Below are 17,802 nucleotides of genomic sequence, written 5' to 3'. Positions count from 1 at the left end.
GGAATTTTCAACAAAATTTAAAATGAAAGCCATATTTGTTTATATTTGAAATCTATACTTGACTATGCAAAAAAAACTGAAACTTTGGGACGCTATTATGCTTGTGATGGGGTCCATGATTGGAAGCGGGATCTTCATTGTAAGTGCTGACATGATGAGAAATCTGGGATCCGGATTCTGGCTTATTGTTGTTTGGATTATCACAGGAATTATGACCGTGGCTGCGGCGATAAGCTATGGAGAGTTATCTGCTCTGTTTCCCAAAGCCGGTGGACAGTACACTTATCTGAAAGAAATTTTTGGAAAAAAGATGGGATTTCTTTACGGATGGGGATTGTTTACAGTAATTCAAACAGGAACAATTGCTGCAGTGGCTATGGCCTTTGGTAAGTTTACAGCATATCTGATCCCGTCACTTAACGATGCGGCACCTATTTTTCAAAGCGGGGAATTCAAAATTACATGGATTCAAATTTTAGCGATTTTTGTGATTCTTTTGCTTACCTATATTAATACCAGAGGTGTTCAAAGTGGAAAGATCCTTCAAAATATATTTACCGGATCTAAGATTATAGCGCTATTAGGTCTTATAGCATTAGGATTTATATTAGTGGACTTCTCGCATATGTCGGAAAACTTCAACTTTGGCCTGGATTCATTTAATAATCTTAAAAAGGGAATAGACGGAAGTTTTCTTAAAGAAGGCTGGCAACCTATCGGAGGAATGACACTATTAGGTGGTATTGCAGCGGCAATGGTAGGCTCTGTTTTCAGTTCTGTAGCTTGGGAAAGCGTAACATTTGTTTCCGGGGAAGTTGAGAATCCAAAAAGAAATATTGTAAAATCCATGATCTATGGTACTTCTGCGGTAATGATTCTGTATATCGCCGTAAATTTTGTGTATTTAAATGCTCTTGACCGCGATGGTATTGCTTTTGCAGCCAATGACAGAGTGGCAGTAGCAGCATCACAAAACATTTTTGGAAGTGCAGGGACAATTATCATCGCTTTATTGGTTATGATTTCCACATTTGGATGCGATAACGGATTAATTCTGGCAGGAGCAAGAGTTTTTCAAACCATGGCTAAGGATGGAATGTTCTTTACATCGGCTATTAAAAACAATAAAAATGAAGTACCCGAAAATGCATTATGGATGCAGGGAGTTTGGGCTTCTATCCTTTGTCTGAGCGGTCAGTATGGAAATCTGCTGGATATGATTTCTTTTGTAATCGTTTTGTTCTATATGATTACTGTTTTTGGAGTGATATATTTAAGAGTAAAACAACCTGATTTGGAAAGACCTTATAAAACATGGCTTTATCCCGTGACACCAATTATTTATTTAATCATTGGAACAGTATTCTGTATCTTACTTTTGATTTATAAACAACAATATACATGGCCTGGATTTGTAATGGTTTTGCTGGGCCTTCCCGTGTATTATTTCATCAACATAAAAAAAACAGATTAATAAAATATTGAATTTTTTTCATGAAAAATATTTGATATGATGTATTAAGATGGTTATTTTGTGTTTTAGACTTACCAACTTAATAAATAAAATTTAATATTATGAAAAAAAGAATTTTTATAATGATTTGCTCTGGTTTAGGGCTACCAGTATGTGCACAAGTAGGAATTAATACGCCTGTCCCGACACAAGCTCTGGATGTTAATGGAAATGCAAGAGTACGTACAATGACAGACATCAATACCAATGCATTAACCCTACAGTATAACCGAAAAGTTATGCAGATGGAAACGGGAATCTTGGGTTTATTACAAACAGTACTATAGCTGCTCCCTGGCAGTTTTCAGATAATATGTATGCAGTACTTGCAACACCTGTATCAAGTTCAATAGGAGGAGGGAGAGTAAATTTAAACTTTAGTATTCCTGTTACTATTCCTGCGAATACGCAAGCCCAGATTGTAGTTAATTATAACATGCCGGTAAGACATTCTAATGCTACGGCTAATACCATTGGTTATATTGGCTGTACTTTATATAAATCTGTGAACAGTGGAACTGATACGGAATTAGAGATGGGATCTCGTAAATATACAGTTCCGGGTTCTTATAATGGAGGTACTGGTGGAGTTGGTGCCCTGGGGGTACCTATAGCTGGCTTTGCTATAGATGTTGTTTCTAATACAGGAAGTACTCCGATGAATGTTACTTATAAAGTAGATGATTATATAGAAGGGAATAATAGTGCATTAAGCACCATTACTTTTGGGATGTTTGCCGAAGCACCTGCGCCTAATTTCAATTGGGGACGTGGAGCGATGTCTGCTCAGATTTTCACTAAACCTATCAATTAAGTTATCATCTTATAAAGGTTATAAAAGTACTTAAACTAATACAGGAAAATCTTATTTAGTAAATGTATACTTTTTAAATGCTTAGGGCTTTCAATTCAGTTTGAAGGCCCTAAATTTTGAAGAATATTTTTCTTTATTATGGCAATTATTTAGTGAAAATGTGTATTTTGGTATTTCGTTTTTAAGTAAACATGACCATGAAGTAAAAAATAAGAAGTTGACTATGGATACACCAAATTACAGAATGCCTTTTGTACCATCTACTTTAATGACTGAAGGCGGAAGTATCGATACCTGCGATATGGGAGAGAGTATTGCCCACAATATTATGTTGCTGATCACTACCAAAAAAGGGGAGAACAGATATGATGAAAACTATGGAAATGATGTTTGGAATCTCGAATTTGATAACGGAGTGACGAGTGCCATTTGGGAAAGTGTTTTTATCAAAAGCCTTAAAAGACAAATCCAGGAATACGAACCTCGAATTGTACAGCCGCAGATTGATGCCCACATCCAATTCGTAGAACACAGTTACGACACGAAAGAACACACAGAAATCAAAAAGAAAGTAAGAATTGCCATCAATGCAAAAATGGAGGCAACAGGAGAACGTTTCAGTTTTTCAACAGAACTGTTCCTAAGTCCGATGTCTATTGATTAATGTATAACCACGAAAAAAAATTATGAATTTAGACCAGAATATTTATTCCAAAGAATCTGTAAAAGCCAGGATGCTTCAGAATGCCACTAAAGTTTGGGGATTAAAGAGTCCACAATCTTTAGATCCTTTTGTAAAATTGTTGATTGATGCATTCAGTACAGAAGTTTTTAAAGCGAATAACGAAATACAGACGGTTAATGCCCGAATTTTAGAAAAACTGGCAAAACTTCTTACGCCGTCAATTTATACTCATCCTATTCCTGCCCATGCGGTTGCTTTTACACAGCCTTATGAGTCCTCCGAAATTTTATTGGAGCATACGGAGTTTTTCTTTCGTAAACAAATGACTTCAACGGTTAAATCAGAATCGGATAAACAGGTTAATATCCCCTTTACTCCGATAGGAAATGTAAGAATCAATAAAGTACATACGTCCATTATGTTTGTAGGAAATACTTGCTATAGTATTGACGACAGATTCAATAAAATTCCTATTGCAAGATTTCAGGGAAGACCCGAAGACTACAGAAAGATTACGGTAGGAGTAGATGTCAACCAATATGTAAGTGAAAATTTTCCGAAATATTTAAGCATATTTTGCTCCAATCCGGCTTTCGAACATTTGGATTTCGTCTATAAACTATTACCATATATCACTGTTTCCAGCAATGGAAATCCGTTATTTGTAAGGGAGGGATTAAGTTATCTTACCGAAAATCATTCAGATGGCTATGAGCAGATGTTCCGTGAACAGTCTATTCGAAATAAAGTGATTGAAGATATCAAGAGCATCTACCGTCATAAATTTATTGAAGTGACGGGAATTTCTCAAAGTTTGTTTTCCGAACCCGGTCAACTGCCTCAGAATCTTGATTTCCTTGCCGGGAAAGAAGAAATTGTAAAATATATAGAAAATAAACCGTACTTATGGCTTACGTTTGAATTCCCGCCACAGTTTTCTGCCGAAATCCTTGATAATTTTTCATTTGTATTGAATGCTTTCCCTATCTATAACAGAGGTTGGAAAAAAACAGAATACAGCCTGGATATTATGGGAAATAATATTCCGTTGGTAACGGATGAAGGAGAACATTTTCTATATGTAGATGAGGTTCAGGATGGAGATGGAAGAAAATATAGTGAAATCCCTTTTACCCCTGCCGATGATTTGAAAAAAGGATTATATACAGTAAGAAAGGGAGGAATGGAACGTTTTACAAGTAGAAATGCAGTCGATATGATTGCTAACGTTCTGGAACTTACAAGGGATGAAATTGCAGCATTTTCTCTTTTAAACAGAGATAATGTAAAAGGAGTTCTGAGTGAAATGTCTGATAAGATGAAGTCTATGGTACAAAAAGTAAATAATGCCAAAAGGAATATCAGACAGGAACTGAACTATGTAATTATGGAACCTGTAGAAAAAACAGACCACACATATGCTTCCTTCTGGGTGACACATTGTACATTAGCAAACCATATGCGCCCGGGAACTGAACTTTCTAATCAATTAAAATCACAAACCGTAGTTTTGCTTACCGAAACATTGGGAGGTGCTGAAGAGCAGAAAGGAACAGACAGTATTCAGGCTTATAAATATGCATTAACGACAAGGGATAAGATTATTTCTCTTGAAGATGTTAAAAATTACTGCCGAATGATCTTGAAAGATGAGATCAGAGAAGTAAGAGTAAGAAGAGGAACGATGATCAGCAATAAACCTAAAGAAGGATTTGTAAGAACTGTTGAGGTTGAGATCATTCCGCAGAATTATTCTTTCTATGGAAGAGCTTATTGGGAAAATATGTCTAATATTTTAAGAAATCAGATTATCGTTAAAGCAATAGATGGTATTGAATATATTGTGAAAATTAGCAATGAAGATGTTGATTTTCAAGACTTATAAAAATTGAAACCTTAAAAGAAAAAATATGAGAAAGATTATGATATTGGCAATAACTCTGTCTTTGACAGTAACAGCTGTAAGCTGTAAGAAAGGTGCTGATAAAATAGGGAATGCTGTTTTAAATCTGGGTGGAGAAGCAGAAGCGAATGCTATTATTGATTTTAATAATAATTTTATAGATTCTTATAAAAATACTTCAAAACATATAGACGGAGTTTTAAGATATGCAGATGCAGCTGTTGCCAAAGCAAAAGGAGAGAAGGTACTCATGATGCCACTTGTATTGAATGCTATGGATTATACTTTTGCAAAAATCAAGGAAATCCCATCCGGTTTCAAAAAAGACAAAGCAAGTGTTGAGGCAGATTTTATAATTTATAAAACAAAAAAAGAAAATATTGAGAAGAAGTTTGACGAACTTAAATCTTATATAAATTCCGAAGATTATAAAGATGATAAAGGAGCTAAAGCAGAACAAATTAAAAAAGAGCTTAATGCTGATGCTGATGCTTTCTTCACTGCTGGAGAAAATCTTATGGCAAAGATAAAACCTGCTACAGATGCTGCTGAAGAGGTTGTTTTAAAAGATCATCCGATGAAGGAGTATATCATTTCCTCCAAAAATCTGATGAATTCATTAGATTCGGTTATCGATTTGCTGGGTAGGCAATATGAAGGAAAATTTAATGAAGCAGAAGCTCAGAAAAAATATGATGAATTTGCCCAAAAGGTAGAGGCAAATTCAAAATTAGACTTTAATGTGAAAGATCCACAATACTCATCTAAAAAGACTCAGTTTGAAAACTTCAATAGAAATGCTTCTAATTTCTTAGATACCTATAGAAAACTAATCCGGGATTCTAAAGAAGCGGGTAAGATACCAAATGGTGATATCCAACAGATAGATTCTTCTTATGAAACGGTATTGAATTCTTATAATTCTTTTGTGAGATAAAATTTTTTCTTATTTATAGCAAAGACTGGTATAATTTATATCAGTCTTTTTTTTGTTTTATTTTCAAAAAATATTTAATTCTTAGTTTTTTATAATATAATTTTTATTTACTTAATTTTTTTAATTAATAATATTAATAAATATTGTTTTTTTATGATTTGTTTTAATTATTTCTCTTTTGTGGGAATTATGAAATTTAAAAATATTAAATTATAACAATGCAGTAAATAATTCAGTGTAGTTTTACAATATTCAATAAAAGACAATTAAAATTGTTATTAGTTTAAACATAGTTTGTTGCTTGCGGTATTGTCTAATTTTTAGCCCTATTTTATTTTGTTTATGATAATGTTTGGTGAGTATTATGTGTTGAATATTAGATAAATTTTACTTTAAAAAATAAATATTATCAATTATAAATAATTCACACCATGAAAACAAAGAAAACTTTAAAATTCTCAAAAGAGACTGTGGCTCTCTTAGACAAAAATTCTCAAAAAAAGATAAAAGGAGGGTTTTTGCCAACCATTCTTAATTGCAATTCCGTTATCATATGCCCGTCAATAGGGAAATGCTCAATATATGGCTGCTGATAAAGTAGACTAATCCCTTATTCTTTTAAAACTACGAACATTAACCCATAAAATATTACATTATGAAAGCAAAAAAAAGTTTAAAATTTTCGAAAGAAACAGTGATCCTTTTGGATAAGACGCCTAAAAAATCTATTAACGGAGGAAGCTTAACTGATGATAGTAGAGAGATATTCTCAGTATGTTGTGACATAGTTTCTAATAATTAGAAAAAATTATCAATCAAACCAAAATCATTTATTATGAAAACCAAGAAAAGTTTAAAATTCTCGAAAGAAACCGTAATCCTTTTGGATAAAAACGCTAAAAAAGGAATTAAAGGTGGAGCTGCGACAATTAATTGCCCAACTATTTATTGCCCAACAAAAGATCCAAGGTGGTGTAGTGAAGGCTAGTGAATTTTATTAGCCATTGTTAATATGAACCTTGTCTACCTCAGGTAGAAGAAAATTATCAAACCTCAAACCAAAATTATTTATTATGAAAACCAAGAAAAGTTTAAAATTTTCAAAAGAAACCGTGATCCTTTTGGATAAAAACGCTAAAAAAGGAATTAAAGGTGGAGCTGCGACAGTTAATTGCCCAACTATTTATTGCCCAACAAAAGATCCAAGGTGGTGTAGTGAAGGCTAGTGAATTTTATTAGTCATTGTTAATATGAACCTTGTCTACCTCAGGTAGAAAAAAATTATCAAACCTCAAACCAAAATTATTTATTATGAAACCCAAGAAAAATTTAAAATTCTCAAAAGAAACAGTAATCGTTTTAGATCAAAATGCTAAAAAAACTGTTAAAGGAGGAGCTGTAATAAGTGTTGACTGTCTCCCAAGTTTTGCATGTAAAGTTAGTGAATTTAAGTGTCCGGCATCTTATAAGCTTTGCTAATTAATAGTTAAAAAAGTATCAATCCTATAAATAATTATATTGTGAAACCAAGAAAAGTTTAAAATTTTCAAAAGAAACAGTAATCCTTTTGGATAAGACAGCTAAAAAATCTATTAACGGAGGAAACTTAGTTAATAAAGGTAGTAATGTTAAGTTCACAATATGTTGCTTGGGGTAGATTGTAATCCAGATGGTATAGTAACTATAATTCATACTGCAGATTGTACTCAAACTCGAAAAGGTCCTTTTTGTAGTGAATAATCACTGTTATTATTAAGATTACAGGGGCTGTTTCGGCAGCCTCTTATCTTTATTTCTCTACGAATGCGTATATAAAGATTCGTGCATTCGTGGCTAAAAAAGCATAAAATTCAATTAAACTTTCGATGCTAGACGCATTATAGGAATTATAAACACATAGAATGGAAACAACAATCCGTATTGAAGAAGATAGAAAAAGCAAAATAGAAAAAGTACTGTTAACCATAGCCCGGGATATTATCAAAAAAAGCACCTCTTCATCTCTTGGGTTGCTATCCGGAAAAATGGGAGAAACCCTATTCTTGCATGAGTATTCAAAACATAATAAAGATTATGAAGGCTATGTGGCTCAAAATATAGACGACATTTTCGAATCTGTTGAAAATGGTAATGTATTTCATACCTACTGTAACGGGTTGGCAGGAATGTGCCTCGGCATCAATTATATAGAATCAGAAAGAGATCCTGAACATGAAAGTTTTGGTTTTGTAGACCCGCAGATTCACGAATGGCTCCATGGGCAACTCCAACATTGTATTGAGGAAAATGACTATGATTTTTTGCATGGTGCTGTGGGAATAGGATTTTATTTTCTCGAAAGATACAAGGCAGGAGATTTTCAATCAGAAAAATCATTAGAGAGCCTTTTAAAATTCTTGAATGATTCCGAGATCAGAAATCAGGATACCATCAAATGGAAAAATACCGAGGGAATCGTCAATATTTCCTTATCCCACGGGATGTCCAGCATTATCCTTTTCCTTGTGGAAGTTTACAAATCGGATTTTCAATCCCGATATGATATCGCTGGATTAATTGAAGGAGCCGTTAATTTTGTTCTGACCCAGGAAATTGATCCTGAAAAATATGGCTCTTATTATCCTTCGGCATCGCTTCAAGTCGAAGGTCAAATATATAAAAGCAGGCTGGCGTGGTGTTATGGCGATCTTGGTGTGGCTATCATGCTCAGAAAAGCTTCGGAAACATTCAATCAACCTTTGTGGAAAGAGAAATCTGCAGCAATATTTCAACATGCAGCTACCAGGAGAAATAAAAACGAAACAACGGTTATGGATGCTGGATTATGTCATGGTAGTGCAGGAGTGTTTTTAATTTTTTATAAAGAGTTTTTAAAAACAGGACATACCCTATATGCCGAAGCCGCACAGCTCTGGCTCAATAAAACCTTAGAATTCTATGACGAAGATCCCCTGCATTTTTCAAGAGTAAGCTATAATTCTACCACTAATGCTTATACGGAAAGTTCATGTCTGCTGGATGGAACTTCCGGAGTAGGATTAGCGTTGCTATTGGTTCTCCAAAACAAGTCGGATTGGTCAAAATTTTTATTAGTGTAAATCATATGAAAAAAGAATATTCCGTTTCGGATCAGTTTATTATCCGTTATCCCTTTTTTCCTTTTACTTATGACAGCGGATGGGATCTTAAAGATATTTATGAATCAGAAGATTTTTTACATCCTTTATTCATTGCTTCTCCCGTACTATTTGATGAATTTAAAAAACATAAAGAAGGAAAAATAAAAGACCAGAAATCAATAGATAAAATTAATCTTTCCCTCTACAAATATTGGAGCAGGATAAAATCGCGATCAACGCCTTTCGGTTTGTTTTCAGGGGTATCTGTAGGCAATATTGAGCACGATAATGCGTTGGTTTTTAGTGAAAATTCCTACTCTAAGATCAGGATGGATATGAAATACTTATACAATGTTTTCTTATTTTTAAAAGATCTTCCTGAAGTAAAACAAAAAACACTTTTCTATGCCAACGACAGCGTCTATTCCTTCTATGATAAATACCGTTTCATAGAAAGAAAATATGCTAAAGATGTAATCAAATATGAGATTTCTGCAACAGACAGAAGTTCAGTCTTAAAAAAGATTTTGGTATTGAGTAAAAATGGTATCTGCTATCAGGAAATATTAAATTTTCTTGTCTCGGAAGGATATGAGGAAGATGAAGGATTGTATGAATATATTGATCAGATTATAGAATCACAGGTTTTAGTCAATGAACTGGAGCCTACTTTAATAGGAGAAGATTATCTGGAAAAAATCATTACAACCTTGGAAAAACGGGGGGTAGATCATGCTATTGTGAATCAATTAAAAGAATTAAAATCCGAACTGGATACACTTAATCATCGGGAAGCTACAATAAAGACTGACGATATTCTGCAAATAGAAAAAATCGTAAAGAATATTGAGATTCCTTTTGAATCTCAATATCTTACTCAAATTGATTCTTCAAAACAATTTCAGTCTTCCGCACTCAGTAAAGAGTATACGGATGAATTGTCAGAAGCTGTCTCTTTTCTATCAAAAATAGGAGCCATCAAAAATGAAAATGATGATTTGAAATCCTTTATCCATGATTATTCGGAAAAATACGAAACAGAAGAACTTCCGATTCTTCATGCCCTGGATCCGGAAATCGGGATTGGTTATCCTGTAGGTAAAAATGTGGGAAATGAATATAGTAATTCTTTAATCCATAATTTTCAGACCCATATGAAAAGGGCGGGGCAGGAACAAAGGAAATGGGATCAGATACAGGATGTTTTAATGGAAAAAATTCTGAAGGCTAAAGAGTCTCAACATCATGAAATTACCTTATCAAAAGAAGATTTTCCCTTCTGGGATAAATTAGAGCCGGTTAATACACCTCCTGTACTTCATTCGATGTTTGAAGTGATCAATGATCCGTCCAGCAATACCTTATTGCACATCCATTTTGTAGGCGCAGGATCCGGAGCCAATCTTATGGGTAGGTTTTCAAGGCTTGATCAAAAGATGGAAGCTTATATTCAGGATCTAATAAAAATAGAACAGGCGAACAGCAATGCTGAACTTGTGGAGCTTTCTCACTTATCCGATTCTCCAAGAATTGGAAATATTTCAATAAGACCTAAACTGACGCAATATGAAATCACCTGTTTGTCAAATTCTAATCTCGATCAACAATTTGTAATTCCGTTATCAGATATTATGATATCGGTGAAGCGCGATAAAATTGTTTTAAGGTCTAAAAAGCTTAAAAAAGAAATTTTGCCGGTACTCACTACCGCACATAACTATAAGAACTCTTCTTTAGACATTTATAAATTTCTGTGTGATCTCCAACATCAGAATTTTCTTTTCAAAGGATTTATGGTTAATTTTAATCTTAACCTCAATCATCTTCCGAGGATCAGATACAAAAATACGGTGTTACGATTGGCAAGCTGGCAGGTAAAGAAAACAGAGTTGAGCAATCTCTTGGAAAAGGAGGTGAATGATGAGGTGAAAATGGAAAATATTAAAAAATGGTCCCAAAAAAGAAATATTCCACAATATATCCTGATTTCAGAAGGCGACAATGAGATGTTTATTGATTTTCATAATAGCCATAGTGTCAATGTATTTTTATCATTATTAAAGAAAAATAATACGCTCAACTTAGTTGAATTTTTATTCAATGATAAAACTGCCGTTGTTAAAGATCATTTAGGAAACCCTTATAGAAACCAGATTATTATTCCTTTATTTAAAAACAATGAAAACTAGAAAATACGCTCCCGGTTCAGAATGGCTGTATTTCAAAATATATACAGGCTACAAAACCGCAGATACACTATTGTTGAATAGCATCTATCCTCTGATTACGAGTTTAAAACGAAAAAAATATATCCAACAATTTTTTTTCATCAGGTATTCAGACCCCCATCACCATATAAGGGTGCGATTACATATTACGGAACCTGAATATTTAGGGGAGATCATGATCTTATTCAATCATATTTTTTCCAAATTACTCAATAATAATACCGTCTGGAAAATCCAAATGGACACTTATAACCGGGAGGTTGAAAGGTATAATATTCATTTAATGGAACAGTCGGAACATTTTTTCCATATTGATAGTGATGCTGTCATTACGATTTTAAAAACAATCAATGCCCAATACAGCAACAGGGAAGATATAAAATGGATTATCGGTTTAAAATTGATTGATGATACATTGAATTTGTTTTATGACAAAGAAGAAGATAAAATGGATATCATCAGCAAAATGAGCGAATCATTTAAAATAGAGTTTGGGTTTGATCAATTTAACTCAAAACAGTTTAATGAGAAATATAGAGAAAATAAAATAAAAATAGAGAATGTATTATCCGGAGCTGAAATCATTGAAGACCAAAACTACATTCCTTTATATGCGCTTTGTGGAAAAAGATATAAAGATCTATTACCTATTGTAGCCGCAATGAAACAAATTCAAATAGAAAAAAAAATATCCAATACCATTGCTTTTGATTTGATACATATGTTGCTCAACAGGCTTATTCCTGCTCAAAACAGGTTACATGAGCTACTTTTGTATGATTTTGTAAAGAGGTATTATGCCAGTACGATGGCTAGAAAAAATAATACTAAAAATATCAAATATAAACAGAAGGTTCTAGTTTAAATGTAACAGGCTCTAAAAATATAAACCATTAAGAAAAATGAAGGTTTTAAGGAAAATTAAGATCCATCAAAGATGGATAAAGCATAACGCTTAATACATAGTCAACTATGATCTTAATGATCCTTAATCACTTAAAAATTCTTAATGGTTTTAAAATATTTTTTTTATTAAGTTTTGTTTAAATCCAATGGATTTGAAATCTTTTATATTTACCAATTTACTTTCAGAGTCCATCATTAAAAATTCCACAAAAATTCCGTAATTTTGCACGTTGTGATTTTCAGGCAAAATCACCCCGAATTATGAGCAAATCAACAGAATATATAGAAGTTTACGGAGCTCGTGAACACAATCTAAAGAATATTAATGTTAAAATTCCGCGTAACGAACTGGTAGTAATTACCGGGCTTTCCGGAAGTGGGAAGTCTTCACTGGCTTTTGATACTATTTTTGCAGAAGGCCAGCGCCGCTATATTGAAACATTCTCTGCATACGCCCGTCAGTTTCTGGGGGGATTAGAACGTCCTGATGTAGATAAGATTGAAGGCCTTTCTCCTGTAATTGCGATTGAGCAAAAAACAACCAATAAAAATCCTCGTTCAACAGTAGGAACTGTTACAGAGTTGTATGACTTTTTGCGCCTTTTATATGCGAGGGTTTCGGATGCATACTCTTTATCTACAGGACAAAAATTAGTAAGCTATACCGAAGATCAGATTTTAGATACCATCAAAGAAAACTATAAGGGAGAAAAAATTATGTTATTGGCTCCTGTTGTTCGTTCCAGAAAAGGGCATTATCATGAACTTTTTGTACAGATGGCCAAAAAAGGATACGGGCAAGCCAGAATCGATGGTGAATTACAGGATATTGAATATGATTTAAAATTAGACCGTTATAAAACCCACGATATCGATATTGTTATCGATCGCTGGATTATTGGAGAAAATGCCTCAGAAGGCAGAATGGAAAAATCCCTGAGAACAGCAATGGAAATGGGAGAGGGTATCATCGGGATCCAAAAATTGGGAAGTACCGATATCGAGTATTTTTCAAAAAACCTGATGGATGCAGAAACCGGACATTCATTAGCTTTGCCCGAACCCAACACGTTTTCATTTAACTCTCCGAAAGGAAGCTGTCCAAATTGTAAAGGATTAGGAACCATAAAGAAAATCAATACCGACTATTTTATAGATAATCCTAAATTATCAATAAACCAAGGCGGATTACTACCGTTAGAAGACATTAAATCCAACAAATGGATTCTTTCACAAGTTAAAAACATCCTTGAAATCTTTGGATTAGGGCTCACAACACCTTTGCAGGATATTCCGGAAGAAGCATTGGATTATATCTACAATGGTTGCCATAAAGAATTCAATAAGGACTTGAAGTATGCAGGAATTACGAAGAAAATCAAAATCAGTTTCGATGGTTTGATTACTTTCATGGAAGAGATTATTGATGAAAGAGAATCTTATGAAGCTATTTTGTTGGAAAGACACTTTACCACAGAAGAAACTTGCCCTGAATGTAATGGAACCCGTCTTCAGCCTTCAAGCTTAAGCTTTAAAATAGATGGGAAAAATATTGCTGAGGTTAACGCTTTAAGTTTAGCCGATTTAAAAGATTGGCTAAGCGATGTGAAAGATAAATTTTCAGAGAAAAACAAAATTATTGCTCACGAAATTTTAAAAGAGATTGAAACCAGGCTTCAATTCCTATTGGATGTAGGTTTAGATTATTTAAGTTTAAGCAGAAGTTCAAAAACTCTTTCAGGAGGGGAATCACAAAGAATACGTCTGGCAACTCAGATTGGATCTCAATTGGTGAATGTTTTGTATATTCTGGATGAGCCAAGTATTGGTTTGCACCAAAGAGATAACGAAAGACTTATTCATTCCTTAAAGAATCTTAGAGATATCGGAAATTCCGTATTGGTGGTAGAACATGATAAAGATATGATTCTGGAGGCCGATGAGGTATTGGATATCGGTCCTAAAGCCGGAAAATTCGGAGGAGAAATCCTTTGGCAGGGAAAACCCAAAGATTTATTGAAAGCTGATACCATTACTGCTCAATATATTAATGGGAAAAGAAAAATAGAAATTCCTGCAGAAAGGAGAGTAGGAAGCGGAAAAAATATAGTATTAAAAGGAGCTACAGGAAACAACCTTAAAAATGTAACCTTAGATATTCCTTTAGGAAAATTAGTAGTGGTAACCGGAATTTCAGGAAGTGGAAAATCTTCGCTGATTAACGGAACCTTGTATCCGATTCTTAACAAACATTTCTACAGAGCTGTTCAGGAGCCATTACCTTACAAAAAGATAGAGGGCCTTGAAAATATTGATAAAATTGTAGACGTGGATCAGACGCCAATTGGTAGAACACCCCGTTCCAATCCGGCAACCTATACCGGAATGTTTACAGATATCAGAAACCTTTTTGCAGAACTACCGGAAAGTAAAATTCGTGGGTATAAGCCGGGAAGATTCTCTTTCAATGTGAAAGGAGGTAGATGTGAAACCTGTCAGGGAGGAGGATTGAAAGTTATTGAAATGAACTTCCTTCCGGATGTATATGTTCATTGCGAAACCTGTAATGGAAAACGTTTCAACAGAGAAACCCTGGAGGTAAGATACAAAGGAAAATCAATTTCCGATGTATTGGATATGACAATCGATGAAGCTGTAGAATTTTTCCAACCGATTCCTAAGATTTTTGCGAAAGTAAAAACACTGCAGGATGTAGGATTAGGGTATATTACGTTAGGACAACAGTCAACAACCCTTTCAGGAGGAGAAGCGCAACGAATCAAGTTAGCAACGGAACTGGCGAAAAGACAAACCGGAAATACTCTTTATATCCTGGATGAGCCTACTACAGGACTTCATTTTGAAGATGTCAAAATCCTGATGGATGCCATCAACCAATTGGTAGAACTAGGAAACTCATTCATCATCATTGAGCACAATATGGATGTAATTAAACTGGCAGACCATATCATTGATGTAGGTCCCGAAGGTGGAAAACATGGTGGACAAATCGTTGCACAGGGAACCCCTGAAGAAATAGTGAAATCAAAGAAGAGTCTGACAGGGAAGTTCCTGAAGAGAGAACTGGAATAAAATTTTAAGATAAATAGATCATCATATAAAAAGAATCTACTCTATGTAGGTTCTTTTTTATTTATAGCATAATATTATCACTTATATGTGAATTTTATAAAATGTAAATATGAAAATATAAAAGATAAAGAAAAATATTTGTTAATTTTATAAAGCAAAATATTTTATTATCATGAAAAACCTAAAAAAATTAAGTAGAGCTGAACTACAGTTAACGTATGGAGGAGCTCAAATTGAAGCACAAAGAATTTGTAAAAAATGTGGATTTGGCACGCAGGTATGTGGGGTAAAGCCAAAATGTCCATGGGAATAACATTTCTATGCTAATCTAGATTTTCGAAAAGTTAAAAGGCTGTCTCAAGAATATTGAGTGCAGCTTTTTAATTGAATTTTGTTTAAAAAATAATTAAAGCAAATAAATCATATTAAGAATTCACAAATTGAGTGGGTGTTTTGTTTTATAATTTATTATTTCATAAATATGTGAATTATATAAATATTAAATATGAAAATGTAAACAATAAAGTAATATAAGTGATAATTTTACAAAACCAAATCACAAAATATTTATTATGAAAAATTTAAGACCATTAAACAAAGCGGAATTGAAAACAGTAATGGGCGGAGACAAATGTAGCTGCCAGACTGCATGTCCTTGGATGTGTAAACAAGGAGAATAAAAACCTTTTAAAGGTAAGAATTAACCGCTTACAATACACTGTTAATTCTCAAATATTATTTCTTGATTAGATTAAGAAGAATCTGCTTTTTTGCAGATTCTTTTTTTGTATATGATGTAAATGTAGAATTATTTTTACATATTTAGTGCTTTTACTTATAAGGTTTCTTATTGCTAAAAAAATGCTCTGATGGCCGGTTTTATTTTATTACTTTTGCGCAAATGAAAAAAAATAAAATGTCCGGTTTCTTTAAACTCTTATTCCATCTCAATTCCATCATTTTTAAACATACGATTTAATCCGATCCATTCAGTATTTCTAGCCTTTGTTATGATCTTTTGAATAGGGCTTACCTGATCTTGAATATCACAATATCATGAAATAAAAAAATAGACTTAGACATATTATACTCTATTTAAATGATTGATTAGATAGGGATTAAGATAAATCAAAAATAAAATTACTAATAACCATTAAAAGGCTCATCAACAGGGAAAAATTATTGATCAAAAAGCAAAAAACATTTAATAAATCTATTATGTTAAAACATGTATTCAAATTAGGAGCTATAGCGGTAACGTTGATGGCTTGTAATGAGCAGGATTCATTTAATGACAGTTCTGCTGATGTTACTAAAGTTGCCGTCATGCAACTTTCTTCAGAAATGACAAAAGTTAGGGATTACGTGCCTCAATACCCGGTCATTGCTCACAGAGGAAGTACATTCTGGACTCCTGAAGAAACAGAATCAGCTTACAGATGGGCTCGAAATATTGGAGCAGACTATCTGGAAGCAGATTTACAGATTTCTAAGGATGGTGTTATCCTGGCTCTCCATGATGATAATCTCAAAAGAACAACCAATTATGAGAATGTCTTTGGTGAAACTTTTCCAGAATCCATGAGAAGGGAGTACTATCAGACATTTACAATGATGACAGCCTCTGAGATTGAAACGCAGATTGCTGCGGATAAGGCGGGCTTTATACCGGGAGCTGCTAATTCCTATATGTATTGGGAACTAATGAAACTGGATGCCGGAAAATGGTTTAATGATGCTAATCCGGAACAAGCCAGATCAGGGTTCGTTGCTCAGCATCAATATATTTCTACATTGGAAGACCTTATAAGAATCGGAGAAGGTAAAAAGCTGAAAAGAAAACCTGATAACAGTCGCGATATAGTAATGGTAAAAGGAAAAAAACAGGCAACCTATACTTTTTTATATGAAGTGGACGACAAAGATTCAGGGAATCGTCCGGGAGTTTATATCGAGTTTAAGGAGCCTTGGTTAAATCCTGCTTTAACACCGCCTGTTCTTGGAAAAGAACTTTCCAGACTAGGATGGAATATCATCGATAAACCTGCAGCTACTAATGCACAGTGGTATAAAGATAAAAAAGTAAATATTGGAAATACAAATGGTAAAGTTATTCTTCAAACGTTTTCTCTCTCTAGTCTGAAGCAGGCTAAAGATGCCTTTCAGGGAAAAATCCCTATGTGTTTTCTGTTATGGAAGGGAAATGGTGCTACAGATCTCATCGATGATTCTCCTCAGGGCTATGCATCTTTCATTAATCTGGGGATAGAAAATCTGGCCCATTTCATGGGACCTGCTATAGCCGGAGCACCCAATAATTATCCTGAGATGCTAAGACCATGGCAGGCAACACTTATCCGAAAATCAAATATGAGAATTCATGCTTATTCATTCGATACAATGGATCAAATGAAAAAATATTTTGGAGATTATAATTATGGGAATACCATCCCCGGACAGGCTCCGCCACCTTATGTGGACGGAATGTTTACCAACCGTTCAGAAATGACCCTGGATTATTATATATCCAAAGGAGTAAGACCGTCAGGAGCTCCTGAGAATGTAAAAATGGCGCCTGCAATACTAGACGAATTGGGGTATTAA

16 protein-coding genes are annotated in these 17,802 nt (G+C 33.9%); all 16 read left to right on the top strand.

Features of this window, described 5'->3' with window-relative positions; translation table 11 throughout:
• Positions 1 to 64: 64 nt before the first annotated feature.
• Positions 65 to 1,474 (top strand): APC family permease, encoded by a 1,410-nt coding sequence (locus tag CW752_RS02075; RefSeq protein WP_101238136.1) that lies wholly within the window; start codon positions 65 to 67, stop codon positions 1,472 to 1,474.
• Between the two features lie 122 nt (positions 1,475 to 1,596).
• Complete coding sequence (locus CW752_RS02070; RefSeq protein WP_133121635.1) at positions 1,597 to 1,800, top strand: hypothetical protein; 204 nt, start codon at positions 1,597 to 1,599, stop codon at positions 1,798 to 1,800.
• A 26-nt stretch (positions 1,801 to 1,826) separates the two neighbouring features.
• The gene (locus tag CW752_RS02065) at positions 1,827 to 2,327 is read left to right on the top strand and encodes a hypothetical protein (protein ID WP_101238134.1); all 501 of its coding nucleotides are present in this window, start codon (positions 1,827 to 1,829) and stop codon (positions 2,325 to 2,327) included.
• Positions 2,328 to 2,550: 223 nt separating this feature from the next.
• A complete protein-coding gene (locus CW752_RS02060; RefSeq protein WP_101238195.1) occupies positions 2,551 to 2,991 on the top strand; it encodes a GPW/gp25 family protein in 441 nt (146 codons plus the stop codon).
• A gap of 22 nt (positions 2,992 to 3,013) precedes the next feature.
• Entirely contained in the window at positions 3,014 to 4,897 is a 1,884-nt protein-coding gene (locus CW752_RS02055) for a type VI secretion system baseplate subunit TssF (protein WP_101238133.1), read from the top strand.
• A 25-nt stretch (positions 4,898 to 4,922) separates the two neighbouring features.
• A complete protein-coding gene (locus CW752_RS02050; RefSeq protein ID WP_101238132.1) occupies positions 4,923 to 5,852 on the top strand; it encodes a DUF3829 domain-containing protein in 930 nt (309 codons plus the stop codon).
• A gap of 835 nt (positions 5,853 to 6,687) precedes the next feature.
• Complete coding sequence (locus CW752_RS16810; RefSeq protein ID WP_185117553.1) at positions 6,688 to 6,840, top strand: hypothetical protein; 153 nt, start codon at positions 6,688 to 6,690, stop codon at positions 6,838 to 6,840.
• Between the two features lie 85 nt (positions 6,841 to 6,925).
• Positions 6,926 to 7,078: a hypothetical protein gene (locus tag CW752_RS16805; RefSeq protein WP_185117552.1), complete on the top strand. Its 153-nt coding sequence runs from the start codon at positions 6,926 to 6,928 to the stop codon at positions 7,076 to 7,078.
• Between the two features lie 85 nt (positions 7,079 to 7,163).
• A complete protein-coding gene (locus CW752_RS16800) occupies positions 7,164 to 7,331 on the top strand; it encodes a hypothetical protein (protein ID WP_185117551.1) in 168 nt (55 codons plus the stop codon).
• A 422-nt stretch (positions 7,332 to 7,753) separates the two neighbouring features.
• Positions 7,754 to 8,950 carry a lanthionine synthetase LanC family protein gene (locus CW752_RS02045; RefSeq protein WP_101238131.1) on the top strand — a complete coding sequence of 399 codons (1,197 nt, stop codon included), beginning with the start codon at positions 7,754 to 7,756 and terminating at the stop codon, positions 8,948 to 8,950.
• Between the two features lie 5 nt (positions 8,951 to 8,955).
• A complete protein-coding gene (locus CW752_RS02040; protein ID WP_185117550.1) occupies positions 8,956 to 11,160 on the top strand; it encodes a lantibiotic dehydratase family protein in 2,205 nt (734 codons plus the stop codon).
• Positions 11,150 to 12,064, top strand: a complete 915-nt coding sequence (locus CW752_RS02035) for a thiopeptide-type bacteriocin biosynthesis protein (protein ID WP_101238129.1) — start codon at positions 11,150 to 11,152, stop codon at positions 12,062 to 12,064. The genes CW752_RS02040 and CW752_RS02035 overlap by 11 nt, the downstream gene beginning before the upstream one ends.
• Positions 12,065 to 12,366: 302 nt before the next feature.
• Positions 12,367 to 15,198, top strand: coding sequence for an excinuclease ABC subunit UvrA (uvrA, locus tag CW752_RS02030; RefSeq protein WP_101238128.1), 2,832 nt, complete (start codon positions 12,367 to 12,369; stop codon positions 15,196 to 15,198).
• Positions 15,199 to 15,370: 172 nt separating this feature from the next.
• A complete protein-coding gene (locus tag CW752_RS17115) occupies positions 15,371 to 15,511 on the top strand; it encodes a bacteriocin-like protein (protein ID WP_410493628.1) in 141 nt (46 codons plus the stop codon).
• Positions 15,512 to 15,770: 259 nt separating this feature from the next.
• Positions 15,771 to 15,878: a protein with bacteriocin-type signal sequence gene (locus CW752_RS17110; RefSeq protein WP_410493627.1), complete on the top strand. Its 108-nt coding sequence runs from the start codon at positions 15,771 to 15,773 to the stop codon at positions 15,876 to 15,878.
• A gap of 538 nt (positions 15,879 to 16,416) precedes the next feature.
• Positions 16,417 to 17,802 carry a glycerophosphodiester phosphodiesterase family protein gene (locus tag CW752_RS02025; RefSeq protein WP_101238127.1) on the top strand — a complete coding sequence of 462 codons (1,386 nt, stop codon included), beginning with the start codon at positions 16,417 to 16,419 and terminating at the stop codon, positions 17,800 to 17,802.

This window comes from Chryseobacterium sp. PMSZPI (genome assembly GCF_002835665.1).
Classification (GTDB): domain Bacteria; phylum Bacteroidota; class Bacteroidia; order Flavobacteriales; family Weeksellaceae; genus Chryseobacterium.
The sequence above is the reverse complement of the archived record's forward strand: the minus strand, read 5'-3'. Positions and strand labels throughout refer to the sequence as shown.